Below are 24,460 nucleotides of genomic sequence, written 5' to 3'. Positions count from 1 at the left end.
GATGCCATTCACCACCCTGCGCAAGGTGCGTTTCCAGCACTGCGACCCGGCGGGTATCGTCTTCTACCCGCGCTATTTCGAATTGCTCAATTCCGTGGTCGAGGACTGGTTCGCCGAGGTGGTCGGACACGACTTCAGCGAGCTCCATGTCGCGTCACGGACCGGTGTGCCCACCGCGAGCCTGGCGACGGACTTTCACGCCCCAAGCCGGCTGGGAGAGACCCTCCGCTTCGAGCTGACCGTGCGCAGCGTCGGTCGCACCAGCCTGGCACTGCGCATGACCGCCCGCTGCGGCGACCAGCCACGACTCACCTGCGACTCCACCCTGGTCCTCATCGACCTGGACAGTGGCCGCCCCCTGCCCTGGCCAGACGCCATGCGTCGCCACTTTGTCATCGACTGCCCAGAAGGATTATCCGATGAATGATGCCCCCGTACACCAGCAGCTCCACCCGACGAACTGGAAGGCCGCCGTGGGCTATGCCAACGGCATCGTGGCGACCGGCCACACCATCTTCGTCGGTGGCCAGATCGGATGGAACGGCGACCAGGTCTTCGAGAGCGACGACTTCGTTGACCAGATCCACCAAGCATTGGCCAATATCGTCAGCGTACTGCAGGAGGCGGGAGCCGGCCCGCAGCACGTGGTACGTCTCACCTGGTACGTTACCGACAAGCGGGAGTACCTGGCCAGGCTCAAGGAGGTGGGTGCGGCCTACCGTGAAGTCATGGGCAAGCACTTCCCCGCCATGACCATGGTCCAGGTCGCCGATCTGATCGAGGACCGCGCCAGGGTCGAGATCGAAGCGACTGCGGTGCTGCCCGCCGATTGAACCTGCGACCGCCCCGAGCACGAGTCGCCCCGGCACTGCCGGGGCGCAACGGAATTCCCGCTTTTTGTAAGACATTTCTTAAATTTGTATCGGCGATTTGCGTCTCCACCCATCCCCGCCTTGAGCATTCCCTAGCGACCGGTAATCTGCATTGATTCCTCTCCGTCACGCTTATCTGTCAGGGAACGGCACATGGCTAACGCGACCGGTCTGCAATTTACCCTCACCCTACCCGGGGCCAACGATGTCACCGTGGTCGACTTCACGCTGACCGAGGCGCTCTCCCGGCCCTTCCATCTGGCGGTCAACCTCGTCAGCCGCGACCCCGAGCTTGATCCCGCCGACCATCTCGATCGCGACGCAACCCTGACGATCTGGCAGGACGGCGAGGTCCTGCGCCGGGTCCACGGCATCGTCACCACCTTCGGCCGCGGCGACCGCGGGCACCGCCGCACCTTCTATTCGCTGACCCTCCAGCCGGCACTGTGGCGTCTGTCGCTGCGCCACAACTCGCGCATCTTCCAGAACGTCTCGCCGCTGACCATCATCAACACCCTGTGCGACGAGCGCGGCATCACCGACGTGGCCTTCGCCGCCACCCGCGAACCCGCGGAGCGCGAATACTGCGTGCAGTACCGCGAGACCGACCTGGCCTTTATCCAGCGCCTGGCCGCCGAGGAGGGGTTGTTCTACTTTCACGAGTTCTTCGAAACAGGCGAAGACAGTCCTGGCGGCGTCCACCGCCTGGTCTTCGCCGACGCCCCCCAGGTGCTGGCCAGCCTGGGCAGCCGCACCTATCACGGCCGCGCCGGCGGCACGCCGCCGCTGCGCCATGTGCGCAAGCTCAAGCAGGTGTCCCGGGTCCGCCCCGCCTCGGCGACCTTGAAGGACTACTCGTTCAAGCGGCCAGCCTATTCACAGTTACATCAGGCGCAGCTGCATGAACAGGTCGCGGATGGCCTGGAGGCCGAACATTACGACTACCCCGGCCGCTACAAGGCCGACGCCTCCGGCGAGGCCTTCACCCGCATCCGCCTGGAACACCTGCGCCACGATGCGCTGACCGCCGAGGCCGAGAGCGACCTGCCCGAGCTCGCCCCCGGCAACCGCTTTACCCTCACCGACCACGACGCCGAGCGCCTCAACCGCGACTGGCAGGTGGTCTCGGTGGTGCATCATGGCAGGCAGCCCCAGGCGCTGCAGGAGGACGCCGTGGGCGTGACCGCCAGCGACCGCCAGGGCATCGGCGGCAACGACAGCACCCGCTACCACAACGAACTGCTGCTCACCCCCGCCGACACCGCCTGGCGCCCCGAGCCCGACCCCAAGCCCCGCGTCGACGGCCCCCAGGTCGCCTTCGTGGTTGGCCCCGAGGGCGAGGAGATCCACTGCGACGAGCACGGCCGGGTCAAGGTGCAGTTCCCCTGGGACCGCTACGCGGCCCCTGATGAAACGGCGAGTGCCTGGCTGAGAGTGAGCCAGGGCTGGGCCGGTGGCGGCTACGGCAGCATCGCCATACCCAGGATCGGGCACGAGGTGATCGTCTCCTTCCTCGAAGGCGATCCGGATCAGCCGCTGATCACCGGGCGCACCTACCATGCGGTGAACACCCCGCCCTACGCCCTGCCCGAGCACAAGACCCGCACCGTGCTGCGCACCCAGAGCCACAAGGGCGACGGCTTCAACGAACTGCGCTTCGAGGACGAAGCCGAGCGGGAACAGATCTGGCTGCACGCCCAGAAGGACCTGGAGCTGCTGACCAACCACGACCGCACCGAGGAGATCGGCAACGACAGCTTCCTCACGGTGAACCATAACCGAATCAGTGAGATCCACCACGACGACCATCTGACCGTGCGCGGCCAACGCCACGTCCAGGTCCACGGCGACGACCACCTGATCGTCGGCGCCAACCGCCACGAGAAGATCGGTCGTGCCCGGCTCATGGAAGCGGGCCAGGAGATCCACTACAAGGCAGGCAGCAAGGCGGTTATCGAGTCCGGCGCCGAAATCACCCTCAAGGCCGGCGGCAGCTTTATCAAGCTCGACCCCAGCGGCATCACCATCGTCGGTGCCCAGGTGAAGATCAACTCCGGTGGCAGCCCCGGCTCGGGAAGAGAACAGGCCGCGACGGCGGCGTTGCTGCCGGGGCAGGCCGCTGTCGAAACAAGTAACGACGTGACGCTCACGGCAAGCGGCCAACCCACGGACGCCGGCGACTTCATGGCGGCCACCTTTGCCACCGTGGCCGCTACCAGCATCATGCCGGAGCCCGATGCCATGGATGACGACGCCATGGAAGCGCAAGTGGAAGAGCCAGCTATCGATCCGGAGGAGGAGACGCGGCAGAAGGCGGCCCGCTGGCGGTGTCGCCAGGAGCAGATTTCGGCAGCCAGGCAAAAGACGGAAGCCATGCCGGCCAATGACGAGCGCGCCCATTTGCTGGCGACAACCGAGCGATTCGAACGCAACAACATGGCGGTGGAGCATGCCCGCCTATCGCAGCATGTCTATCATCCTGACCGGCCTGCGCCAACGGGGTGGACGGATATCAGTCAGGATGAGGAACTCATCCAGCGAGCGGGAATAAAATCAGCGGAGTTATTAACACCCGATGAGAGCAATTTTGGCGCAGGGATTTACATATCGGAACCGAAAATTTTTGGTGGAAATTTCACACCTACGCTCAGCTTCAAAGGAACCAATTTTTCTGATCTCGAAGATATCCAAAACAACTTAGCCCAAGGCCTAAATACACACTCAGATTTTTATGAAAGAGCCGTAAATATTGGCAGGAGAATCAAGGATTCTGGCGCTGATATACATTTCACAGGGCATTCACTAGGTGGTGGCCTGGCTTCAGCTGCCTCTCGCACCAGTGGCCTGCCTGCCACGACCTTCAATGCCTCCGGGCTGCATCCCAAGACGGTGGAACGCTATGGCGGCACGCTGCATAGGCCCGCTACCGAGAATATCCAGGCCTTCCGTATCAATGGCGAACTCCTGACCAGCCTGCAGGAGCATGACTGGGGCTCGACCCTGGCCGGGGCCGGCATCGGCTCATTGTTGGGCGGATGGAAAGGCGCGGCCTTCGGCGCGCTGGGCAGCAACGCGCTGGCCATGCTGATGCCGGATGCGGTGGGAGCTCCCTACCGGCTACCCGGGCGAGGGACGAATCCCATCGAGCGGCACAGCATGGTCCAGGTCATCGAGGGGCTGGAAGCTCAGAAGGCGATGGACCAGCGCATCATTGCCGATGCCACCGACCGGCACTGCCGCTAACCAAGGGTCAATAGCCAGGAGCCACCATCACCATGCACACCACCAGGCCACGATACGCTCAAGTCAACTTCGCCATTATCATCCTGTTGCTGGCGGCCCTGCTTGTCAGCGGCTGCCAACCATCCAAGGGGCTCAGCATGTCACGCAACTATTCCGCCGTGGATATCTTTACCGGCCCGCAACTCGAGCTGGCTCGGGCCATCGAAAATAACGACATGGCGGCGCTACGCCGGGGCGCCGAGGACGTCGATCTCAATGCCCAGGGCAGGCAGCAGATGACGCTGATGTGGTTTGCCATGATGCAGAAGAATACCGATGCCATTCGCACCCTGGTGGAGCTGGGCGTCCACCCCAGCGACGATGAAATGAACGGCATGCCGGCACGCACTCCACTGGGGGCCGCGCTAATGAGTGAAGATACGTTTTATCTGGAAGCCATGCTGGATGGTGGACTCTCACCCAATGATGGGGAAGAGGATGGCATCCCCTTACTAGGAAAGTCTGTAATAAGCGGCACTCTGAACCATGTTAAACTATTAATCAAACATGGCGCCCATATTGATGCGACAAGCCAAAGAGGGAAAAAATCAAGCGCTTTTGATGAAAGCACATTAGGAACAAAGCCAGAAATCGCAATATATTTACTGGAACAGGGGGCTGACCCCAACTTCCGCTCTGAAAGCGGAGTGACTACAGCCTGGCGGGTCCATAATCGCGTTAATGAGCTAAAGCCAGGCCCTATGCGTGACAGCTTTACTAACCTTCGAAATATGATGACCGAGCGTGGCGTCGTATTCCCCCCTCCTTCCCCTGTGGAAGTACGCGAACAGATGCGCACCGACGGGCTTACTCCGGTTGTCCCCTTTGGCCATGACCGCTGAATGCCTTTTCTTAGTCTTGGAGATGACTCCCTCATGCCACTTTGCTCCTGCGCGGGCTCTCCCTCACTGGGCTCGGCCCCTGAAATCAGCGATGGCAGCTTGTGATCCACTCGACGAAGTGCCCACCGGGGCGGTAGTGATCGAGAATGGAGAAGTGGTCGTCAGTTTCCAGGGTATCGGCACTCACCTCGATGCCCTGGTCACGCAGATGCTCGGCATGGGCCAGCATCTGCCGCTCGAACTCGCCGGACTCCTTGCCACCGGCCACCAGGGAGACCCTGGCCGGCGCCCGGCAGGGCTGGAACAGCGGGCTGTAGTCGGCGACGTCGCGCCCGGTGAGCTGGAGCTTGGGCTGCAGCCATGACCAGGGGAAGGGGCGCAGGTCATAGAGACCGCTGATCGCCAGCACGCCACGGATCAGGTCATTGGGCAGGCCGTAGTCACCTTCCCAGTCGGTGGCCAGCAACATGGCGCAGAGGTGGCCGCCGGCGGAGTGGCCGGAAACGCTCAGCTGGTGCGGGTCGACGCCCAGCGATTCGCCGCAACGATGTATCCAGGCCACAGCCGCCCGGCTCTGACGCACCAGTTCGCTGAACGGCACGGCGGGACAGAGCGCATAGTTGACCACTGCCACGGTGATGCCGGCCTCCACCAGGCCGTCGACGATAAAGCCGAACTCCTTGTGGCTCAGCGAGCGCCAGTAGCCACCGTGAATGAAGAGGTGCACCGGTGGGGGACTGTCAGCCTGAGAATCGCCATGGGCATGGAAGACATCCATGCGCTCGGCAAGGGTCGGGCCGAAGGCCACGTCCTGTGACACTCGGTAGCGCGCACGGGAGGCCTCGCTTCTCTCGCGCCACGCTTCCAGCAGCGTCGGCATCGCCAGCGGGTCACGGCCCCGCGAGGGGTCATACTCGCGGTCGATCTCCTCCTGGGTGGAAAACGCCCGATAGAGCATGTACGGCTCCTGTATTTATCGTTGTTCTTGGGAAACGCTGCACAAATGTCTGCGCTTCCCTTGGTGGATCTGCTTCATGCCAGGGCGGCGTGCCGCTCCCGGAACGCCGACAGCACCATGCCCAGCGGAGCCAGCGCCAGCACCACGAAACCGATCAGCGTCCAGCCGGGCAGCGAGATCCCCATGAGCAGGAAGTCGATCTCGGCGCACTCGCCGGAGCCCGAGAAGACCCTGGCCATCACATCGCGTAGCGGCAGGACATCCATCATGTAGTCGAGCCCGGGGCCGCAGCTCGGCACCTGGTCCGGCGGCAGCGATTGCAGCCAGAGATGGCGCCAGGCCACCACGATGCCGCCGATCACCGCGGCCAACGACAGCCCGCTATACAGGACGGCGCCCACCCGGCCACGGGGGTTGTGAATGGCAGCGACAAGGAAGACCGCCGCCGCCGCCAACACCGCCACACGCTGGAAGATACAGAGCGGACAGGGCTCCAGGCCGGCGATGTGCTCGAGCCCCAGCGCTACCAGCATCATCAAGGCGCAGAAGGCCAGGCCGGCCAGGCTCCAGTGGCGCACGCTCAGCCGATGCAATGTGGAGGTCATGAGGTTTCTCCCCGGCTTTCTGCCACAGCGGCGCGGGGCTCCCGCGCATTGTCGAAGTAGTGGCCGAGAAACGCATCGAAGTCCTCGACATCGGCGGCCTCGATCTCGCCCTGCTGTTGATGGGAAGTCTCCACCAGCTGATCGAACAGCGCCTCGCGGGCCGGATCCATGGGCTCGGCCCGTAGCTGTGCGGCCTGCTCCTGGGCCATGGCGAGAACAAGCTCGATGAACTCCCCGCCGCTCTCCTCAAGCCGGCTCAACAGCTTGCCGGAGGGTGTCCGGGAGGGGTCGGCGAGGCTCGGAACCTGCGATGCCAGGGCGTCGCGGTGAGGCGAGCCCTCCTCGAGCTGGTCGAGCAGCTCGGCCACCTGCTCCATCTCCGAGCAGATCTCCCCGCCCCAGTCGGCCACCGAGCGAAGCTGGCCATCGTGCTCCAGGCGCAGCTCGGGGTCACGCCCGCGCTCCACCACACGCTGGCGGTTGTCGTCGAGCCGGTCGCACTCCTCGTCGGGAATCCAGGGACTCTCGGAGAGCAGGCACCACATCAGGAATGTGTCGAGGAAGCGTAGCCGGGGTTCGTCGATGCCCAGGGCAAGCGAAGGGTCGAGATCGAGACAGCGCACCTCGATGTACTCCACGCCGCGCGCCTCCAGCGCCTGGCTGGGGGTCTCGTTCTGGCGAGTCACCCGCTTGGGGCGAATGTCGCTGTAGTACTCGTTCTCGATCTGCAGGATATTGGCATTGAGCTGTTGCCAGTTGCCGTTTTCCTCTACGCCCATGGCCGCATAGGCGGGCCAGGGCGTGGAAATGGCGTGGCGCAGGGTGCCGACATAGTTCGACAGCGAGTTGAAGCAGATCTTCAGCTGCGCCTGTACCTTGTTCTGGTAGCCCAGGTCCGACATGCGCAGGCTGGTGGCATGGGGCGAGATCAGGGTGTCGCGGCCGTGGGCCTGCAGCTTGTCGGGAATCCTGCCGTCGGGGAGGAAGCTGCGATCCAGTGCCGGCGAGGCACCGAACAGGTAGAGCAGCAGCCAGCTGTGACGACGGAAATTGCGAATCAGGCCGAAATAGCGACTGGAACGATAGTCGTTCATGGGGGTGTCGGCTGCACCATCCCGCTCACGCAGCACCTCCCACAGCTCGTTGGGCAACGACACATTGTAGTGAATGCCGGCTATCGACTGCATGATCCGGCCGTAGCGCACATCCAGCCCCTTGCGGTAGACGTGCTTCATGGTGCCCACATTGGAGCTGCCATAATCGGCGATGGTCACGCTGTCGTTGCCATCGAGGCGCGACGGCATGCTGGCCGGCCAGATCAGCTCATCGCCCAGGTGGCGATAGCTGAAGCGGTGCAGGTCGGCCAGGAAGGCCATGGCATCGCCCGGGCGGCAGTACACCGGGGTAATGTACTCCAGCAGCGCTTCGGAGTAGTCGGTGGTGATATAGGGGTGGGTCAACTTGGAGCCCAGCGCCCGGGGATGCGGTGTGTCGGCGATGCCGCCCTGGGCATCGACGCGCAATCCCTCCTTCTCGATGCCCCGAAGCAGGCGACCGAAGCGACCCTGGGCAGCGAGAGCGGAAAGGTGTGAAACGATGGCAGTGTATGAATCAGACAAGGCATTGACCCCATGTCTCGGAAGCCTGATGCAGGTTCCCCGGTCGAAGCGTACCGGCCGCCGAAAGCGGCCGACAATGGGCTAACAGTTGTTGACGACAGTATGGCGTCAGGGGGGCAGGGTTCAAGACTTGCCCTTCTTTGCCTTGAGCAGCGCAGCACCCAGGGCCCCCACCGGGGTGGCCGGCTGGCTCTGCCCGGCGCCGCCATTCCTGCGCGCCGGCTTGCCCTGATCCTGCCCCTGGCGCTCGCGACCACCACCGCGCCTCGGCTTGCCACCGGCCTCCTCACCCGGCTGGTCATCCAGGCGCATGGTAAGGGCGATGCGGGCACGCTCAAGGTCCACGCTCATCACCTTGACCTTGACGATATCCCCGGCCTTGACCACGGTGCGCGGGTCATCGACGAACGTGTTCGACAGGGCCGAGATGTGCACCAGCCCGTCTTGATGCACGCCGATATCGACGAAGGCGCCGAAGTGGGTCACGTTGGTCACGGTACCCTCCAGGATCATGCTCGGCTCCAGGTCCTTGAGCGTTTCCACCCCTTCGCGGAACTCGGCGGCCTTGAACTCGGGCCGCGGATCACGGCCGGGCTTGTCGAGTTCCTTGAGGATATCGCTGATGGTAGGCACACCGAAACGCTCGTCGGCGAATTCGGCGGGCTTGACCGCCTTGAGGGTGGCGCTGTCGCCGATCAGGCTGGACAGCTCCCGGCCACTGCGCTTGGCGATGCGCTCCACGAGCGGGTAGGCCTCGGGGTGGACCGCACTGGCATCGAGCGGATTGTCGCCGTTCATGATGCGCAGGAAACCCGCGCACTGCTCGAAGGTCTTGGGGCCCAGCCTGCCCACGTCGAGCAGCTGTCTGCGGCTGACGAAGGCGCCCTCGGCGTTGCGTTGGGCGACGATATTCTCGGCCAGAGCCGGGTTGAGGCCGGCGACACGGGACAACAGCGCACTCGATGCCGTATTGAGGTCGACCCCGACGGCATTCACGCAGTCCTCGATCACGGTTTCCAGGCTGCGGGAGAGCTGCAGCTGGGAGACATCGTGCTGGTATTGCCCCACGCCGATCGCCTTGGGCTCGATCTTGACCAGCTCGGCCAGCGGGTCCTGCAGGCGCCGGGCAATGGAGACCGCGCCGCGGATGGTGACGTCGAGGTCAGGCAGTTCCCGGGACGCGTACTCCGAAGCAGAGTAGACCGAGGCACCGGCCTCACTGACCATCACCTTGGCCAGCGCACGCTTGCCCGGCCCCTGGCGTGACGCGCACAGCTTGACCAGGTCGGCGGCGAGCCGGTCGGTCTCGCGACTGGCGGTGCCGTTGCCCACCGCAATCAGCGCCACATCGTGGCGTTCCACCAACCTGGCCAGCTCGGCCAGGGAGGCGTCCCAGGCGTTGCGGGGCGCATGGGGATAGATGGTGGCGTGCTCGAGGAACTGGCCCGTGGCGTCCACCACGGCCACCTTGCAGCCGGTGCGCAGGCCGGGGTCGATGGCGAGCGTTGCCTTCTGCCCGGCCGGCGCGGCCAGCAACAGGTCCTTGAGATTGGCGGCAAAGACACCGATGGCGGCGAGCTCGGCGCTCTCGCGCAGCCGCCCCATCAGCTCGGTCTCCAGGTGGGTATAGAGCTTGACCCGCCAGGTCCAGCGAACCACGTCGGCGAGCCATTTGTCGGCGGCACGGCCCTCGTCACGAATCTTGAAGTGGCGAGCGATGGCGACCTGGGCGGGGTGAATCGGCGCCTCGTCTTCACCGGGCAGTCGAATCGCCAGGGTCAGCACCCCTTCGTTACGGCCACGGAACATCGCCAGCGCCCGATGCGACGGCACCTTGGCCAGCTTCTCGTCATGCTCGAAGTAGTCGGAAAACTTGGCGCCCTCGCGCTCCTTTCCCTCCAGCACCCTGGCGCTGAGCTCGCCCTCGCTCCACAGGCGCTCGCGCAGTAGCCCGACCAGTTCGGGGTCCTCGGCGAAGCGCTCCATCAGGATCTGCCTGGCCCCATCCAGTGCCGCCTTGGCATCCTCCACGGCGGGGGTATCGCCCTCGGCAGGACGCAGATAGCGGCCGGCTTCGGTCTCCGGATCCAGGGTCGGGTCGGTGAACAGGGCATCGGCCAGCGGCTCGAGGCCCGCCTCACGGGCGATCTGCGCCTTGGTCCGGCGCTTCTTCTTGTACGGCAGGTAGAGGTCTTCCAGGCGCTGCTTGGTGTCGGCCGCCTGGATCTGCGCCGACAGTGCATCGGTCAGCTTGCCCTGTTCCTCGATGGCGGCGAGCACGGTGCCGCGTCGCTCCTCGAGTTCGCGCAGGTAGCGCAGGCGCTCGTCGAGCTGGCGCAGCTGGGTGTCATCGAGGCCACCGGTGACCTCCTTGCGATAGCGCGAAATGAAGGGCACGGTGGCCCCGCCGTCGAGCAGCTCAACCGTGGCTGATACCTGCTGCGGTCGAACGGCGAGCTCTTCGGCGAGGCGTGAAATGATTCGGGTCGTGGCGTCCATGACATCCTTGATGTAGCAACAGCAAAAGATCGCGCCAAGTTACCATAAACGCCACGCGCTCGCCGCAGCCAACGTCAGCGCCGCCAGCCGATATCGTCCCAGAAGTGGCGACGACTCTCACGGTTGGCCTCGTGGCGCGTCAGGCCGATATCCCGCAGCAGTTCATCGCTGAGCTCATGCAGCTGATTGCGCTCACGACGAAGCTGGGCGAGCCGGTCTATGCGGCGCGCCCAGTGCCACAGTCGTACGATAAACCGCAACCGTTGGTGGGTCGTAGCGATAGCCTGCTCGACCGGACGGTTTGTGCAGTTGTTGCTGGGTGCAGGCGACGCGCAGATCGATTGCGTGGACATGGCGACCTCCTCCTGGTGTGTGAAGCCTGGGTGTGGAGGAAGTGTCGAGGAGCAGCTAAAATCAATCCAACGAATACTTCTGATGCATGACATCAAATACATTGATAAAAAAGCGATGAGTAATCCGTATGCTCCAGACCATCGATCATGAACTACTGCGCACCTTTGTCGCCATCGTCGACCACGGTGGCTTCACCCGCGCCGCCCAGGCGGTGAATCGAACGCAATCCGCCGTGAGCATGCAGATCAAGCGGCTTGAGGAGGACGTGTTACAGCGCCAGCTGTTCGAACGGCAGGGGCGCCAGATGCTGCTGACCAGCGAGGGAGCGACGCTGCTCGGGTATGCGCGACGCATTCTCGACCTGCATGGCGAAGCGCTCACCATGCTGCGCCAGCCGGATATGGTCGGGAAGGTGAGGCTCGGCGTGCCCGACGACTATGTGATGCGTTTCCTGCCGGGTATCCTGAAGTCCTTCTCCCATACCTGGCCACTGGTGGATGTCGAGGTGCAGTGCGCCCCTTCCTCCGAACTGATCAATCGCCAGAAGGGCCAGCTCGACCTGAGTATCGTGACCCGCGAGGTGGGGCATGAGATCGGCGAGATCCTGCTGCAGGATGAAACGGTATGGGTGGTGGCCGAGTCGCATGCAACGCACCGGCAGTCACCCCTGCCATTGGCGCTGTTCGAAGAGCCCTGTTTCTGCCGGCGTCACGCCTGCAACGCCCTGACCCGGGCCGGCCTCTCCTATCGTATCGCCTACAGCAGCCCAAGCCTGGCCACGCTTCAGGCGGTTGTCGGGGCGGGTCTTGCCGTGTCGGCGTGGATGAAGAGCCTGGTTACGCCGAACTTGCGCATCCTCGACGAAGCGGACGGCTTTCCCTCCCTGCCCGACGCCTCCATCGTGCTGCTGCGATCATCGGATACCGGCTCTCCGGTGGTGGAGGGCCTGGCCCAGTACATCATCGAAGGGTTCAGGCTGTAGCGGGGACAAACGTCAACGCCAGGCCGTTGTTGCACCAGCGCAGGCCGGTGGGCTCGGGTCCGTCGCTGAAGACGTGGCCCTGGTGGCCATGGCAGCGGGCGCAGTGATATTCGGTCCGCGGCCAGATCATGCTGAAGTCGAGCTGGCTCAGCAGGTGGCCTTCGACGTGCTCGAAGAAGCTCGGCCAGCCGGTGCCGGAGTCGTATTTCATGGCGCTGGTGAACAGCAGCAGGTCGCAGCCGGCGCAGTGATACTCCCCTTCGCGCCACTCTTCGTCCAGCGGGCTTGACCAGGGGGGCTCGGTGCCATGGTCACGCAGGATGTCGTACTGCTCGGGCGTGAGGCGCTCGCGCCACTCGTCGCTGGAGAGCTCCAACCGCTCGAGCCCCGATGCGGGTTCGAGATTCAGGCGAGGAAAGCCCCAGGCGACTCCCGGCAGCAGCCCCACGGCCCCGGTGGCACCGACCAGACCCAGAAAATGACGTCGTTTCATGACCTCTCTCCTCGTTGATATCGCTCGTTACTGCATTGCCCTGACTGCATGGCACTTGCCACCAGGCGGAACGCACAACGAAACGGGGAAGGACGATTGTCCTTCCCCGTTCAGACCACTGTAACCTCGGCGGGTTCGCCTCAGGTCAGGCTGGGTCCGGCCTTGACGATGGCTTCGCTGACGCCGTCGAACTTCTTGAAGTTGTCGACGAACTTGGCTGCCAGGTCGCGCAGGTTGCGATCATAGGCGGCTGAGTCTTCCCAGGTCTCGCGCGGGTCGAGCAGACGCGAGTCGACGCCCGGCACCGACACCGGCACGTCCAGGTTGAGCCCTTCGATGCGCTTGGTCTCGATCTCGCGCAGCACGCCGGACTGGATCGCGCTGATGATGGCACGGGTTGTCGGAATCGAGAAACGCGAACCGCCTTCGCCATAGGCACCGCCGGTCCAGCCAGTGTTGACCAGATAGACCTGAGCATCCTTGGCCTCGACGCGCTTGATCAGCAGATCCGCGTATTTTCGCGCCGGACGCGGGAAGAAAGGCGCACCGAAGCAGGTGGAGAAGGTGGCCTCGAGACCGGCGGAGGAGCCCATCTCGGTGGAGCCAACCTTGGCGGTATAGCCGGAGAGGAAATGATAGGCCGCGGCTTCCTTGGAGAGCACCGACACCGGGGGCAGAACGCCGCTCATATCACAGGTCAGGAAGATGATGGCGTTGGGCTCGCCGGCACGGTTCTCCGGCACGCGCTTGTCCACATGCTCCAGCGGATAGGCGGCGCGGGAGTTCTGGGTCAGGCTGTCGTCGGTGTAGTCGGGCTCGCGCCGATCGTCGAGCACGACGTTCTCCAGCACGGTGCCGAACTTGATGGCATCCCAGATGACCGGCTCGTTCTTCTCGGAGAGGTCGATGCACTTGGCATAGCAGCCGCCTTCGATGTTAAACACCGTGCCCGGGCCCCAGCCATGCTCGTCGTCGCCGATCAGGTAGCGTGCCGGGTCCGCCGAGAGCGTGGTCTTGCCGGTACCCGAGAGGCCGAAGAACAGGGTGGTCTCGCCATCCTCGCCGACGTTGGCCGAGCAGTGCATAGGCAGTACATCGGAAGCCGGCAGCAGGAAGTTCTGAACCGAGAACATCGCCTTCTTCATCTCGCCGGCATAGCGCATGCCGGCGATCAGTACCTTCTTCTGGGCGAAGTTGAGGATCACGCAGCCATCGGAGTTGGTGCCATCACGATTGGGGTCACACTCGAAATACGGCGCGTTGAGGATGGTCCACTCGTCCTTGATGGACGGGTTGTAGACTTCCGGACGCACGAACATGGTACGACCGAAGAGATTGTGCCAGGCCGTTTCGGTGGTCACGCGCACCGGCAGGTAATGGGTCGGATCACTGCCCACATGCAGCTCGGACACGAAGCGCTCGCCACTGCTCAGGTACGCCTCGACGCGCTCCCAAAGCGCATCGAACTGCTCGACCGGGAAGGGACGGTTGACGCTGCCCCAGTCGATCTGGGAACTGGTCGAAGGCTCATCGACGATGAAGCGGTCCTTGGGGGAACGGCCGGTGCGCTCACCGGTGTTCACCACCAGGGCACCGTTGGCAGACAGTCGGCCTTCACCACGCGCCACTGACCGTTCGATGAGTTCGGCGCTGCTGAGATTGACGTGTGCTTGAGGAGCGGCTTGGGATGTGGTCATGTCATTTCCTGGGCCTTGCGGCCGGTTCTCTCTCGTGGGCCAGGCGTCCATAACGCCCTCTGCAATGAGGTTTCCGATCGTCCGTGCGGATGTATCCCGTCTTGTGTCGAGCCGATCGGCCTTAAGGCGGGCGCTATTATGGCAAAAAGGAAGCCGCCGGGAAACGCTGCCGTTGGCCGAAGTTCTTGTAGTTTTACTACTACATCAATGCCATATCGCAGCAGGTTGAACCACATCGCATTTGTGCCATGCAGCATGAGCCACAAGACTGCCTTGTAGTCGACGGCAGGCAGACAGAAGACACGACAACGACCCTCTCGGTGCAGTCTTCCTGTAAAGAGCTTCTGTGAAGGGGTTCAGTGCAGCGTGCGCGCATCCCCATCCGGCGCCGCCAACAGCGCTTCCACCTCGGCTTCGCCGAAGCGGTAGTGGGTATGGCAGAAGTGACACTGAGTCTCGATCTCGCCCTGCTCAGCCAATACCTCGCGCAGCTCCTTCTCGCCGAGGCTCAGCAGCGCCTCGCCAATCCGCGCGCGGGAGCAGGTACAGCCGAAGCGCAACGGCTTGGGTTCGAAGACGCGTACTGTCTCTTCATGGTAGAGGCGATACAGCACCTCCCGCTGATCGAGCTCCAGAAGCTCGTCGCTGCGCAGGGTCCGCGCCAGATGCACGCTTCGCTCCCAGGCATCGTCATCCTGGTTCATTGAATCGTCGGGCAGGCGTTGCAGCAGCAGCCCACCGGTACGTGTTCCGTCCGACGTCAGCCGGAGGAAGGTGGGCAGCTGTTCGGACTGGGAGAAATAGGCTTCCAGGCATTCGGCCAGGCTGTCGTGCTCCAGCGCCACGATACCCTGGTAACGATTGCCCTCCTTCGGGTCCAGGGTGATCACGATATGGCCATCGCCCACCAGGTCGCGAAAGCTCTGGTCGTCATCGGGCAGGTCGGTGCCCTCGGCCAGGCGCGCAATGGCGCGCAGCTCGCCGCCGGGGTTGGACTCGGCCATCAGCAACGACAGCGCTCCCTGGCCACGCACCTCGACGCTGAGGATACCGTCGAGCTTGACGGTATCGGTGAGCAGGGCAACGGCTGACAGCAACTCACCCAGCAGCCGGTTGATCGCCGGCGGGTAGCCGTGTCGGTCGAGCACATCCCCATAGGCGCGCTCGAGGGTGACGATCTCACCGCGCACATTGGTGCGCTCGAAGAGAAAACGCTGAATCTGATCGCTCATGGCGTACGGTCTCGTAAAGGGGTTCGGTTAGTCGTCGTGCTGACGCTGAAAGCGGTGGATGTCCCGACGCTGCTTCTTGTCGGGCCGGCGCAGAGGATGCTGCATGGCCTGGTTGGTGAGGCGTCGGCCCTCGGCTTCGCGCAGGCGTCGTGCTTCGCTCTCGGGCGTTTCGCGATAGAGCTCACGTGCCTCGGAAGCGCCTCGACGCTGATCCGAAAGCGCCACGACCTCCACTTCCCAGTAATCCCACCCCTGGGGCACGCGAACCAGCGCCCCGACCTCGACGCTCTTGCTGGTCTTGGCCCGGGCACCGTTGTAGTGGACCTTGCCACCTTCGATGGCCTTCTTGGCCAGGGCACGGGTCTTGAAGAAGCGCGCGGCCCACAGCCACTTGTCGAGTCGTACAGTCTCCATTCCTTCCTCCCTATCCTTCCTTTCCTTCCGGGGACTTGTCAGCACGGACTTCGGGCGGCAGCGTTTCCGGCAGGATGGCGGCGAAGCGATCCAGGGCGATAAACTCCTCCAGCTCCTTCTCCGGCCGGGTGCTGTCGGGCTGCTTGATCCCCAGCAGGTGGCGAATGCCATACTCCCGCGCGCTCTCCAGCACCTCCGGATTGTCATCGATAAACAGGGTTCGGGCGGGATCGAAGGGCTCGACCTCCTGCAGCGCGAACCAGAATTCCTGGGCTTCCTTGGGCACGCCCAGGTCCGCCGAGGAGACGATGGCGTCCAGGTAGTTCTCGAGACCAGTGATCGGCAACTTCAGTTCCAGGCTCTCGCGGTCGGCATTGGTCGCCAGCACGACGCGGGGGTGAGCCTGCTTGAGCCACTCGAGGAAATCCAGGGCATCGCTGCGCAGGCCGATGAGGTGCTGGATCTCGCGCTTGAGCGCGACGATGTCCACCCCCAGCTCGCGACTCCAGTAGGCCAGGCTATACCAGTTGAGCGTGCCCTTTTCACGAATGATGCGCGCCCGCAGGACTTCCTGGGTCGCTTCATCCAGCCGGTGCAGCTCCACATAGCGCCTGGGCAGATGCTCCAGCCAGAAGTGGCTGTCGAAATGGAGGTCTAGCAGGGTGCCGTCCATATCCAGCAGAACGGTATCGATGGCGCGCCAGTCGATCATGGCGACTCCCGGTGGCGTCGGTACGGTGGAAGGCGTGATATTGTACTCAATCGATCCCCTCGGCGCATGCCTGGCCTGCAAGGACAGTCCGCCGTCGGCTCACCTGTTCGCAACGGAGCTCTCATGTCCGAGACATTCTATCTGCAGAAACCCCAGGTCCTGTCACGCCAGTCGGTGGCCAGAAGCCGTCTGTTTCACATCGAGTCGCTGGAACTTCGTTTTGCCAACGGGGCCGAGCGCACCTTTGAGCGGCTGACCGGCAGCGATCACGGCGCGGTCATGATCATCGCCATGCCCGACCCCGATCATGTGCTGCTGATCCGCGAGTATGCGGCCGGCTTCGAGGACTATGTGCTCACCCTGCCGAAGGGCCTGGTCGATCCGGGGGAGGATCTCGTCACCGCCGCCAACCGCGAGCTGATGGAGGAATGCGGCTTCGGGGCCCAGCATATCGAGCCGCTGGTGGAGCTGTCGCTGGCGCCTAACTACATGCGCCACCGCATGCAGGTGATGCTGGCCACCGAGCTCTACCCGAAACGGCTGCCCGGTGACGAGCCGGAACAGCTCGTGGTCGAGACCCATGCCCTGGAGGAACTACCCGCCCTGTTGTTACGCGAGGATTTCCATGAGGCGCGGGCCATCGCGGCCCTTTTCATCGCCCGCGACACCCTCCGCCAGCGCCGTCGGGAAGACACCTCACTGACCTGGTGACGCTGAGCTGGCGGCCGGCGCCGATGCGCGGTCCGTTCGCTCTAGCCGTTCGGCCTATCCGTTCAGATAGCGCGGAATACCGTTGCCCTCCTTGAGGCGTATCCAGCGCTCCTGGCGATGGCTATCCATTCCGGCCTCCAACAGGTACATGACGTCCAGTGCCTCATCCACCGTTACCGGCGGCGGCACTCGCTCAGCGAGCGCATCGGCAACGGCGGCATAGTAGGCCGGGTAGTTGCCAGGCATTCCGGGATGCTCCTGGCCCACCAGCGAAACGTCTTCACCCTCCCCCTCGTTCAGGGTCAGGCGACCCGGTCGCTCGTCGATACCCCAGAAGGGCGTCGGCACATGGCCCGCACGCAGCCAGTTCTCCTGCGGGTCGCGGCCGTACTTGACGAAGCTGCCCTGGGTGCCGTGCAAGGCCAGCTGCGGCGTCGACTCGGCCACCAGTGAGCTGGCCTTCAGCGTCACCCGCAGGTCACCGTAGTCGAGCAGTGCCAGGAAATCGTCGTCCACCTCGGCGCCATCCCTTGCAGCCTTGAGGTCCAGCAGAATGGCTCGCGGCATGCCGAACAGCATGTTGGCCTGATCGAGCAGATGGGCGCCGAGGTCGAACCAGATACCGCTGCCGGGCTTTTGCTGCTCGCGCCAGCGATCGGCGACCAGGGGACGGTAGCGGTCGAAACGTAGCTCCAGCGACACCGGACGTCCCAGTCGACCCGATGCCAGCAGCGCCTGAAGGGTGAGGAAGTCGCTATCCCAGCGACGGTTGTGGAAGACGCTGACCATCCGCTCTTGCTTGTCGGCTTCGACCTTCAGCAGCCGCGCCTCCGGCACCGATACGGTGAAGGGCTTGTCGATGACCAGGTGCTTGCCGGCCACCAGCGCCGCCTTGCCCAGCGGATAGTGGGTTTCGTTGGGGGTGGCAATCACCACCAGGTCGATATCGCCACGTGCAAAGAGCGCCGCCGACTTGGGCAGCACTTCCACCTCGGGCAGGGTTTCACGCACCCGCTCCGGCGCACTGCTGACCACAGCCAACAGCTCGAGCCCGGGCGCGGCCTGTATCAGCGGTGCATGAAAGACACGGCCGGCGGTGCCGAAACCGATGAGGCCAACACCGTAGGTCTGCTTCATCATGAACGTCTCGCTTGATGGCATCGGTACGCCGGGAATGGCCCCGGCGCACGGAACGGTCGAGAATCAGTCGAGCTTGGCAAGGTCCCGCACCGCACCCTTGTCGGCAGACGTGGCCAGCAGCGCGTACGCCTTGAGCGCCGCCGAAACCTTGCGGGTGCGCTGGATGCTCGGCTTCCAGGCCTGACTGCCGCGCGCCTCTTCCGCTTCACGCCGTACCGCCAATTCAGCGTCGGAGAGCTTGACGTCGATCGAACGATTGGGAATATCGATGCGAATGATGTCGCCGGAACGCACCAGGCCGATGGCACCGCCAGCCGCGGCTTCGGGAGAAGCGTGGCCGATGGAAAGCCCCGAGGTACCGCCGGAGAAGCGGCCGTCGGTGAGCAACGCACACGCCTTGCCCAGCCCCTTGGACTTCAGGTAGGAGGTCGGATAGAGCATCTCCTGCATACCGGGGCCACCCTTGGGGCCCTCGTAGCGGATCACCACCACCTCCCCCGCTTTCACCTTGCCCTCGAGGACATGCTCCACCGCCTGATCCTGGGACTCGACCACGTGGGCCGGACCCTCGAACACCAGGATCGAGTCGTCGACACCGGCGGTCTTCACCACGCAGCCATCCACGGCGATGTTGCCGAACAGCACGGCCAGGCCGCCCTCCCGGGAAAAGGCGTGCTCCAGGTCGCGGATACAGCCGGTGGCGCGATCGCCATCCAGACTCGGCCAACGGGCGCTCTGGGAGAAGGCGGTCTGGGTGGGGATGCCACCGGGGCCTGCCTTGTAGAATTCGACCACCTCAGGGCTCGGCGAGCGCATGATGTCCCACTCGTCCAGAGCGTCCCTGAGGGTATCGCCGTAGACGGTGGGCACCCGGGTATCCAGCACCCCGGCACGCTCCAGCTCACCGAGGATCGCCATGATGCCACCGGCGCGATGGCAGTCCTCGATATGGTATTGCTGGGTGTTGGGTGCCAGCTTGCACAGCTGCGGCACCTCCCGCGACAGCCGGTCGATGTCGGCCATGGTGAAGTCGATCTCGCCCTCCTGGGCGGCGGCCAGCAGGTGCAGGATGGTGTTGGTGGAACCGCCCATGGCGATATCCAGGGTCATGGCATTCCTGAAGGCCGCCTTGGAGCCGATGGCCCGGGGCAACAAGTGCGACTCGTTGCCCTCGTAGTAGCGCTTGGCCAGGTCGACGATGCGGTGCCCCGCCTCCTCGAAAAGGCGACGCCGGTCGCTGTGGGTCGCCAGCACCGTACCGTTGCCCGGCAGCGCCAGGCCCAACGCTTCCATCAGGCAGTTCATGGAGTTGGCGGTGAACATGCCGGAGCAGCTGCCGCAGGTGGGACAGGCGCTACGCTCGATCTCGGCGATATCCTCGTCGCTGTAGCTGTCGTCGGCGGCATAGATCATCGCATCGATCAGGTCGATGCCATGGTCGAGCAGCTTGGTCTTGCCCGCCTCCATGGGGCCGCCGGATACGAAGATCACCGGAATATTGAGGCGCATGGCGGCCATCAGCATGCCGGGAGTGATCTTGTCGCAGTTGGAAATGCACACCAGGGCGTCGGCGCAGTGGGCGTTGACCATGTACTCGACGCTGTCGGCGATGATGTCGCGGCTCGGCAGCGAATAGAGCATGCCGTCGTGGCCCATGGCGATGCCGTCGTCCACCGCGATGGTATTGAACTCCTTGGCGACGCCACCCGCCTTCTCGATCTCCCGGGCCACCAGCTGGCCCATGTCCTTCAGATGCACGTGCCCCGGCACGAACTGGGTGAAGGAGTTGGCCACGGCGATGATCGGCTTGTGGAAATCCTCGTCCTTCATGCCGGTGGCACGCCACAGGGCGCGGGCGCCGGCCATGTTGCGACCGGCGGTGGTGGTACGGGAGCGGTATTCGGGCATGGTGTCCTCTTTAAGCGCCGGAGGCGCTATATCGTTCGTGCCGTCTTGGGTCGCCATGGCGGCGGTTGACGGTCTCGGTTTTCGGGTCAGCCCAGATTCTGTCACGCACGGGGCGTGGCGGCTAGACTGACAGCGAGCTGCCGTCGGGAAGCGGTTGGGTGCCGTAGAGTACCCAGACGTCCAGCGCCGGGCCCAACTCCTCGATCAGGCGCAGCTTGTCGGGATGCTGTTCCAGGGCCCGCCGGGCACAGATGCCCGCCTCGAAACGCCCCTCCACCAGCCCCTCGGCCACCGCCACGGTGGTGGGCGCATCGATCTCTTCGTCAAAGGAAGAGAGGTCGGTGTAGTAGCGGGTAGCCGGCTGGCGTGCCACTCGGCGAGGCTCGGCAATATCACACCGTGCCAGCAGTGCCAGTGGGTGACTTCCAGCGACGAAGACGTCCACTGGAAAGGCGCGATGCATGTAACGGCCGACGCAATCGGCGTGGCTGAAGTGCGCCGTGCACTGCAATACCAGGTCCACCTCACCCGCCACCAGTGCGGCGAACGCCGCCGGAAAATCATCGAACAGCCTCACCTCGGCATCGGCGGGACCGCGCGCATCGAGATAGCGGCGCAAAACCAGTACGTGGTTATTGCCCTCAGGCCCCAGCGTGGCAAAGATCATCTGTCTCCTCCTCCATACTCTCCGATAACCACTGACGTTCCAGCCTCCGCCAGGGCGCCTGCGGCGCCCACCGGCGCAAACCACACAATTGTAGGAGCAGCTTTAGTTCGCGACCGCGGTGTTGCCAATGCCGGCGATAACTACTGCCGTTGCGGCCTCCGCCGAGGCGCCTGCCGGCGCCAGTCGCGATGCAAAGCAGCGCTCCAACAGCTGTTTTTTCCACCGCCGCGATTCGCCAGGGCGCCTGCGGTGCCAGTCGCGATGCAGAGTCGGAGCGCCGAACCGAGCGCTCCAACAGCTGACTTGTCCTGCCATGCCGGGGTGTCGCCTAAACCGCAAAGATCACCAGCGCCCCCACCACGACCAGCAGCACCCGCAGCCAGAGGGCGCGGCGGGCGATGACGCCATAGGAGATGCCGCCCAGGCCGATGGCGATCTTCACCGCGTCGAATACCGCCGCGAAGGGGTCGAAGGCGAGGCGGATGATATCCGGATTGGCGACCATGGCCAGGGGGATGATATAGAGCCCGATGCCCAGCGCCATGGCCTTCATCGCTACCTTGAGCCAATTCTCCCCCACCATGCCGGCGGCGATGAAGACCCCGCCGCAGACCGGCGGCGTAATGGTCGAGAGCAGCGCGAACCAGAACACGAACAGGTGCGCCAGCAACGGCTCGAGCCCCAGGGCGGTCAGCGCCGGCCCGGCCACCGAAACGCAGATCACGTAGGCGGCCGTGGTCGGCACCTCCATGCCCAGCACCAGGCAGGCGAGCGCGGTGAGCAGCAGCGCCGGCCACAGCATCTCGTTGGAAAGGGAGAGAATACCCGAGGTGATCTTCACACCCAGCCCGGTCATGGACAGCACGCCGATCACCAGCGAGGCACAGATGATGATCGAGCCGATAACCGCGACCTGACGCCCCGCGGTGACCATGGCATCGGCCATTCGCGAGGCGAAGCCGCGCAGCGAGAAGCTGAGCGTCACGTCGAAGAACAGCAGCAGCATGCCGGCAAAGATGGCCAGGCTCGCCGCATACTGGGGCGTAAAGCCGCCGAGGAAGATGCGCTCGAGCAGTATGACGAAGGGCACGGCGAAGAACAGTGAGGTGATCAGCACCTCCTTGCCGCTGGGCCTGTCGCTTTCGGCCATGGGGCTCAGGTCATGCCGCGTGGCATAGGCGTTGATGCCCACCCAGACGGTAGCGAAATAGAGAATCGCCGGCAGCATCGCCGCAGCCATGATCTGGGTATAGGGGGTACCGGTGAGTTCGACCATGACGAAGGCCCCCGCCCCCATCAATGGCGGCATGATCTGTCCGCCCGACGAGGCCACCGCCTCCACGCCACCGGCCAGGGCACGCGGATATCCCAGGCGCACCATGGTGGGAATGGTGATCGCCCCGGTAGAGGCGACGTTGGCCGAGGCGGAGCCGGAGATCGACCCCATCAGGGCAGAGGAGATCACCGATACCTTGGCAGCCCCGCCGGTCAACCGACCGGCGAAGGCACTGGCCATGTTCATGAAGCCCTGCCCCGCCTCACCGGCATTGAGCACCGCGCCGAAGATGACGAAGATCGCCACCACCCCGACGCTGATCCCCGTGAGCGAGCCCCAGAGACCGCCTTCGGCGATGGTCAGGGTGCCGACCAAGCTCTGCATCGGCAGCCCCTGATGCCCAAACTGCCCGGGGATGTGGGTACCGAATATCGCATATAGCAGCGCCGCCACCGCCACCAGGGGTAGCGGCCAGCCGATTGCGCGACGGGCTGCCTCCAGTGCCAGCCCGATGAGAAAGACGCCGATGACCATCTGCAGGTGGGTATCGATGAAGCCGTACTGCTGCGATAGCGCCTCCTCGCTGAAGGCGATATAGCCGCAGGCGGCGATACCCAGCAGGGTCAGGGCCCAGCCGCTCCAGCGCTGGAGCGGTGTACGAGCGGCGAAGATCAAAACCCACGGCAACGCCAGCGCCATGTGAATCGGCCGGCTGACGAGTGCCGGTGTGAGGCCGTAGAAGATCAGGCCCAGGTGAAAGACCACCGTGAGGCCGCCCAGAAATACCCAGGCCGGGTGAACCCCCCACCGAATACCCCCGGCGGCCTCGCCGGCCGCCGGAGAAGAGGAAAATGTCGACATAGAGATGGTGCCTTTCAATCAGGGCCAGGCCAGGAGCACTGGCCCCAACAGGGAGTTAGGCATTGTCTGAAAAGTCGGCGAACGAAGGCCAGGGCTAGGCCCGTTCCCTACGGGCCAACGCACTTCCCACATCCCTGTGGGTCGCAAGGCAAAAATCGGCGAAAAGACGGAGTTTACGGGGTGTAAATGAGTACTTTGAGCCGATTTTTAACGCCGTATGGCCAAGTGCAGCCAGTTTTCGGACAGGGCCTAGCGCAGTTCGTCGGGAATTTCGATGCCAGCCTCATCGTAGTAGCGCACCGCGCCCGGGTGAAGCGACCCGGCGATGTTACCGACCATGTCGTGGGTGATACTGCCCCACCAGGCCGTCTCTTCCGCCATGGCATCCCGACGCTCCCAGAAGGTCTTGGTCAGGGTGTAGGCGGTGTCGTCGTCCATACCGGTGGTGGTATAGGCAATGACGGGCAGCGAGGTGGTCTCGACGTCCTGATCCACGCCGGTGTAGGTGCCGGCCGGAATGGTCTGGCGTGCCGCGCCGGTCTGCTCGATCTGCTCGTCGGTCAGGCTGACCAGGCTGATCGACATGCTCGCGGCGGTTTCGATCACGTTGGGAGTGGGAAAGGAACTCGCCGTGACGAAGGCATCGATCTGCCCGTTCTTCAGCGCATCGGGGCCGCTGCCGATCTCGGCGCTGGCCACGCGCACCTTGTCCATCATGTCGAACAGCTCGAGATAACGCTCGGCCTCCCGGGCACCGAAAGTGCCGCGCCCGATCAGGATATGCTTGTCTTCCAGATCCTCGAGCCCGATGACACCCTCGCCACCGGCCGCAACGAAGTGCATGGTGATCGCCGGGATCGGGAACAGGCCACGAATCTCCTGGAAACGAGGACTCTGTCGCTCGGCGAAGGGCCCCTCACCGGCCATGGCGCTCTCCACGAGGCCGGGAGGCGTGGTAAAGACGTAGTTGCCCTGGCGGGCCATCACTTCCATCACGTTCTGCACCGAGCCCTGGCTCTCTTCCAGCGTGAGCTGGATGTCGCCGTCGGTACCCTTGCGAATCGCTTCCGAGAGCTCCACCCCCATCTGGTAGTAGGCGGTGCCGGCTGAAGCGGATTTATAGGTCACTCGGGTTTCGGCCTGGGCGGAGAAGGCCGCGGCGCCCATCAGGACGGCAGTGGCGGAAGCCAACAGGGTGCGAGTGAAAGAAGGAGTGAACTGACGCATGTATGTCTCCCTTGGAGGTGTCCAGCATCGCTGAGCGATGTCGGTTGTTATCAAAGAACGTCCCGCAAAGAACTATAATGCCGATTTTTTCAGCCCTGACCACCCGAAT

21 protein-coding genes and 1 pseudogene are annotated in these 24,460 nt (G+C 64.0%); 7 read left to right on the top strand and 15 right to left on the bottom strand.

Annotated elements, in window-relative coordinates; all coding sequences use genetic code 11:
• The first annotated feature begins 1 nt into the window (after position 1).
• The 5 genes and pseudogenes from DU505_RS01730 to DU505_RS01715 all read left to right on the top strand — a co-directional run bounded on the left by DU505_RS01730 (position 2) and on the right by DU505_RS01715 (position 4,996).
• Positions 2-427, top strand: coding sequence for an acyl-CoA thioesterase (locus tag DU505_RS01730; RefSeq protein WP_114477263.1), 426 nt, complete (start codon positions 2-4; stop codon positions 425-427).
• A complete protein-coding gene (locus DU505_RS01725; RefSeq protein WP_114477262.1) occupies positions 420-833 on the top strand; it encodes a RidA family protein in 414 nt (137 codons plus the stop codon). The genes DU505_RS01730 and DU505_RS01725 overlap by 8 nt, the downstream gene beginning before the upstream one ends.
• A 192-nt stretch (positions 834-1,025) precedes the next feature.
• Positions 1,026-3,002: pseudogene (locus DU505_RS22780) on the top strand (type VI secretion system Vgr family protein); the annotation flags it as partial.
• Between the two features lie 54 nt (positions 3,003-3,056).
• Entirely contained in the window at positions 3,057-4,115 is a 1,059-nt protein-coding gene (locus tag DU505_RS23165; protein ID WP_479688572.1) for a Tle-like phospholipase domain-containing protein, read from the top strand.
• A gap of 32 nt (positions 4,116-4,147) precedes the next feature.
• Complete coding sequence (locus DU505_RS01715) at positions 4,148-4,996, top strand: ankyrin repeat domain-containing protein (RefSeq protein WP_114477260.1); 849 nt, start codon at positions 4,148-4,150, stop codon at positions 4,994-4,996.
• 85 nt (positions 4,997-5,081) lie between these two features.
• Here DU505_RS01715 and DU505_RS01710 read toward each other — a convergent pair whose 3' ends face one another.
• The 5 genes from DU505_RS01710 to DU505_RS01690 form a co-directional block, all read right to left on the bottom strand.
• Positions 5,082-5,954, bottom strand: coding sequence for an alpha/beta hydrolase (locus tag DU505_RS01710; RefSeq protein ID WP_114477259.1), 873 nt, complete (start codon positions 5,952-5,954; stop codon positions 5,082-5,084).
• Positions 5,955-6,028: 74 nt separating this feature from the next.
• On the bottom strand, positions 6,029-6,559 hold the full coding sequence (locus tag DU505_RS01705) for a disulfide bond formation protein B (protein ID WP_114477258.1): 531 nt from the start codon (positions 6,557-6,559) through the stop codon (positions 6,029-6,031).
• The gene (gene gshA, locus DU505_RS01700) at positions 6,556-8,178 is read right to left on the bottom strand and encodes a glutamate--cysteine ligase (protein WP_114477257.1); all 1,623 of its coding nucleotides are present in this window, start codon (positions 8,176-8,178) and stop codon (positions 6,556-6,558) included. The genes DU505_RS01705 and gshA overlap by 4 nt, the downstream gene beginning before the upstream one ends.
• 123 nt (positions 8,179-8,301) lie before the next feature.
• Positions 8,302-10,677 (bottom strand): Tex family protein, encoded by a 2,376-nt coding sequence (locus DU505_RS01695; RefSeq protein WP_114477256.1) that lies wholly within the window; start codon positions 10,675-10,677, stop codon positions 8,302-8,304.
• 74 nt (positions 10,678-10,751) lie between these two features.
• Entirely contained in the window at positions 10,752-11,030 is a 279-nt protein-coding gene (locus DU505_RS01690; protein WP_114477255.1) for a DUF1127 domain-containing protein, read from the bottom strand.
• Positions 11,031-11,158: 128 nt separating this feature from the next.
• On the opposite strand from DU505_RS01690, the gene DU505_RS01685 reads away from it, so the two are divergent.
• Positions 11,159-12,013: a LysR substrate-binding domain-containing protein gene (locus tag DU505_RS01685; RefSeq protein WP_114477254.1), complete on the top strand. Its 855-nt coding sequence runs from the start codon at positions 11,159-11,161 to the stop codon at positions 12,011-12,013.
• Here DU505_RS01685 and msrB read toward each other — a convergent pair.
• From msrB to yrfG, 5 genes are all read right to left on the bottom strand, one after another.
• Positions 12,003-12,506 (bottom strand): peptide-methionine (R)-S-oxide reductase MsrB, encoded by a 504-nt coding sequence (gene msrB, locus DU505_RS01680; RefSeq protein WP_114477253.1) that lies wholly within the window; start codon positions 12,504-12,506, stop codon positions 12,003-12,005. The genes DU505_RS01685 and msrB overlap by 11 nt on opposite strands.
• Positions 12,507-12,646: 140 nt before the next feature.
• Entirely contained in the window at positions 12,647-14,203 is a 1,557-nt protein-coding gene (locus DU505_RS01675; protein WP_114477252.1) for a phosphoenolpyruvate carboxykinase, read from the bottom strand.
• 356 nt (positions 14,204-14,559) lie between these two features.
• Positions 14,560-15,435, bottom strand: a complete 876-nt coding sequence (hslO, locus tag DU505_RS01670) for an Hsp33 family molecular chaperone HslO (RefSeq protein WP_114477251.1) — start codon at positions 15,433-15,435, stop codon at positions 14,560-14,562.
• A gap of 27 nt (positions 15,436-15,462) precedes the next feature.
• A complete protein-coding gene (gene hslR, locus DU505_RS01665) occupies positions 15,463-15,849 on the bottom strand; it encodes a ribosome-associated heat shock protein Hsp15 (RefSeq protein ID WP_114477250.1) in 387 nt (128 codons plus the stop codon).
• A gap of 10 nt (positions 15,850-15,859) precedes the next feature.
• Positions 15,860-16,561: a GMP/IMP nucleotidase gene (gene yrfG, locus DU505_RS01660; RefSeq protein WP_114477249.1), complete on the bottom strand. Its 702-nt coding sequence runs from the start codon at positions 16,559-16,561 to the stop codon at positions 15,860-15,862.
• Positions 16,562-16,684: 123 nt separating this feature from the next.
• On the opposite strand from yrfG, the gene nudE reads away from it, so the two are divergent.
• Positions 16,685-17,272 (top strand): ADP compounds hydrolase NudE, encoded by a 588-nt coding sequence (nudE, locus tag DU505_RS01655; protein ID WP_114477248.1) that lies wholly within the window; start codon positions 16,685-16,687, stop codon positions 17,270-17,272.
• Between the two features lie 54 nt (positions 17,273-17,326).
• On the opposite strand, the gene DU505_RS01650 is transcribed toward nudE, so the two are convergent.
• From DU505_RS01650 to DU505_RS01630, 5 genes are all read right to left on the bottom strand, one after another.
• On the bottom strand, positions 17,327-18,409 hold the full coding sequence (locus DU505_RS01650) for an oxidoreductase (protein ID WP_181872705.1): 1,083 nt from the start codon (positions 18,407-18,409) through the stop codon (positions 17,327-17,329).
• A gap of 66 nt (positions 18,410-18,475) precedes the next feature.
• Positions 18,476-20,320, bottom strand: coding sequence for a dihydroxy-acid dehydratase (gene ilvD, locus DU505_RS01645; protein ID WP_114477246.1), 1,845 nt, complete (start codon positions 20,318-20,320; stop codon positions 18,476-18,478).
• Between the two features lie 121 nt (positions 20,321-20,441).
• Positions 20,442-20,987 carry a hypothetical protein gene (locus tag DU505_RS01640; RefSeq protein ID WP_114477245.1) on the bottom strand — a complete coding sequence of 182 codons (546 nt, stop codon included), beginning with the start codon at positions 20,985-20,987 and terminating at the stop codon, positions 20,442-20,444.
• 328 nt (positions 20,988-21,315) lie between these two features.
• On the bottom strand, positions 21,316-23,124 hold the full coding sequence (locus DU505_RS01635; protein ID WP_114477244.1) for a TRAP transporter permease: 1,809 nt from the start codon (positions 23,122-23,124) through the stop codon (positions 21,316-21,318).
• Between the two features lie 249 nt (positions 23,125-23,373).
• Complete coding sequence (locus DU505_RS01630) at positions 23,374-24,351, bottom strand: TAXI family TRAP transporter solute-binding subunit (protein ID WP_114477243.1); 978 nt, start codon at positions 24,349-24,351, stop codon at positions 23,374-23,376.
• Between the last annotated feature and the right edge of the window lie 109 nt (positions 24,352-24,460).

The sequence above is a fragment of the Billgrantia montanilacus genome (assembly GCF_003336675.1).
GTDB classification, from domain to species: Bacteria; Pseudomonadota; Gammaproteobacteria; order Pseudomonadales; family Halomonadaceae; genus Halomonas; species Halomonas montanilacus.
This window is presented reverse-complemented; position numbering and strand designations above follow the sequence as displayed.

Excerpts from the sequence above, each read along its gene's own strand:
- DU505_RS01730 (WP_114477263.1), top strand. The coding sequence starts at position 2 with ATGCCATTCACCACCCTGCGCAAGGTGCGTTTCCAGCACTGCGACCCG.
- DU505_RS01725 (WP_114477262.1), top strand. The coding sequence starts at position 420 with ATGAATGATGCCCCCGTACACCAGCAGCTCCACCCGACGAACTGGAAG.
- DU505_RS23165 (WP_479688572.1), top strand. The coding sequence starts at position 3,057 with ATGGCGGCCACCTTTGCCACCGTGGCCGCTACCAGCATCATGCCGGAG.
- DU505_RS01715 (WP_114477260.1), top strand. The coding sequence starts at position 4,148 with ATGCACACCACCAGGCCACGATACGCTCAAGTCAACTTCGCCATTATC.
- DU505_RS01710 (WP_114477259.1), bottom strand. The coding sequence starts at position 5,954 with ATGCTCTATCGGGCGTTTTCCACCCAGGAGGAGATCGACCGCGAGTAT.
- DU505_RS01705 (WP_114477258.1), bottom strand. The coding sequence starts at position 6,559 with ATGACCTCCACATTGCATCGGCTGAGCGTGCGCCACTGGAGCCTGGCC.
- DU505_RS01695 (WP_114477256.1), bottom strand. The coding sequence starts at position 10,677 with ATGGACGCCACGACCCGAATCATTTCACGCCTCGCCGAAGAGCTCGCC.
- DU505_RS01690 (WP_114477255.1), bottom strand. The coding sequence starts at position 11,030 with ATGTCCACGCAATCGATCTGCGCGTCGCCTGCACCCAGCAACAACTGC.
- DU505_RS01685 (WP_114477254.1), top strand. The coding sequence starts at position 11,159 with ATGCTCCAGACCATCGATCATGAACTACTGCGCACCTTTGTCGCCATC.
- msrB (WP_114477253.1), bottom strand. The coding sequence starts at position 12,506 with ATGAAACGACGTCATTTTCTGGGTCTGGTCGGTGCCACCGGGGCCGTG.
- DU505_RS01675 (WP_114477252.1), bottom strand. The coding sequence starts at position 14,203 with ATGACCACATCCCAAGCCGCTCCTCAAGCACACGTCAATCTCAGCAGC.
- hslO (WP_114477251.1), bottom strand. The coding sequence starts at position 15,435 with ATGAGCGATCAGATTCAGCGTTTTCTCTTCGAGCGCACCAATGTGCGC.
- hslR (WP_114477250.1), bottom strand. The coding sequence starts at position 15,849 with ATGGAGACTGTACGACTCGACAAGTGGCTGTGGGCCGCGCGCTTCTTC.
- yrfG (WP_114477249.1), bottom strand. The coding sequence starts at position 16,561 with ATGATCGACTGGCGCGCCATCGATACCGTTCTGCTGGATATGGACGGC.
- nudE (WP_114477248.1), top strand. The coding sequence starts at position 16,685 with ATGTCCGAGACATTCTATCTGCAGAAACCCCAGGTCCTGTCACGCCAG.
- DU505_RS01650 (WP_181872705.1), bottom strand. The coding sequence starts at position 18,409 with ATGAAGCAGACCTACGGTGTTGGCCTCATCGGTTTCGGCACCGCCGGC.
- ilvD (WP_114477246.1), bottom strand. The coding sequence starts at position 20,320 with ATGCCCGAATACCGCTCCCGTACCACCACCGCCGGTCGCAACATGGCC.
- DU505_RS01640 (WP_114477245.1), bottom strand. The coding sequence starts at position 20,987 with ATGATCTTTGCCACGCTGGGGCCTGAGGGCAATAACCACGTACTGGTT.
- DU505_RS01635 (WP_114477244.1), bottom strand. The coding sequence starts at position 23,124 with ATGTCGACATTTTCCTCTTCTCCGGCGGCCGGCGAGGCCGCCGGGGGT.
- DU505_RS01630 (WP_114477243.1), bottom strand. The coding sequence starts at position 24,351 with ATGCGTCAGTTCACTCCTTCTTTCACTCGCACCCTGTTGGCTTCCGCC.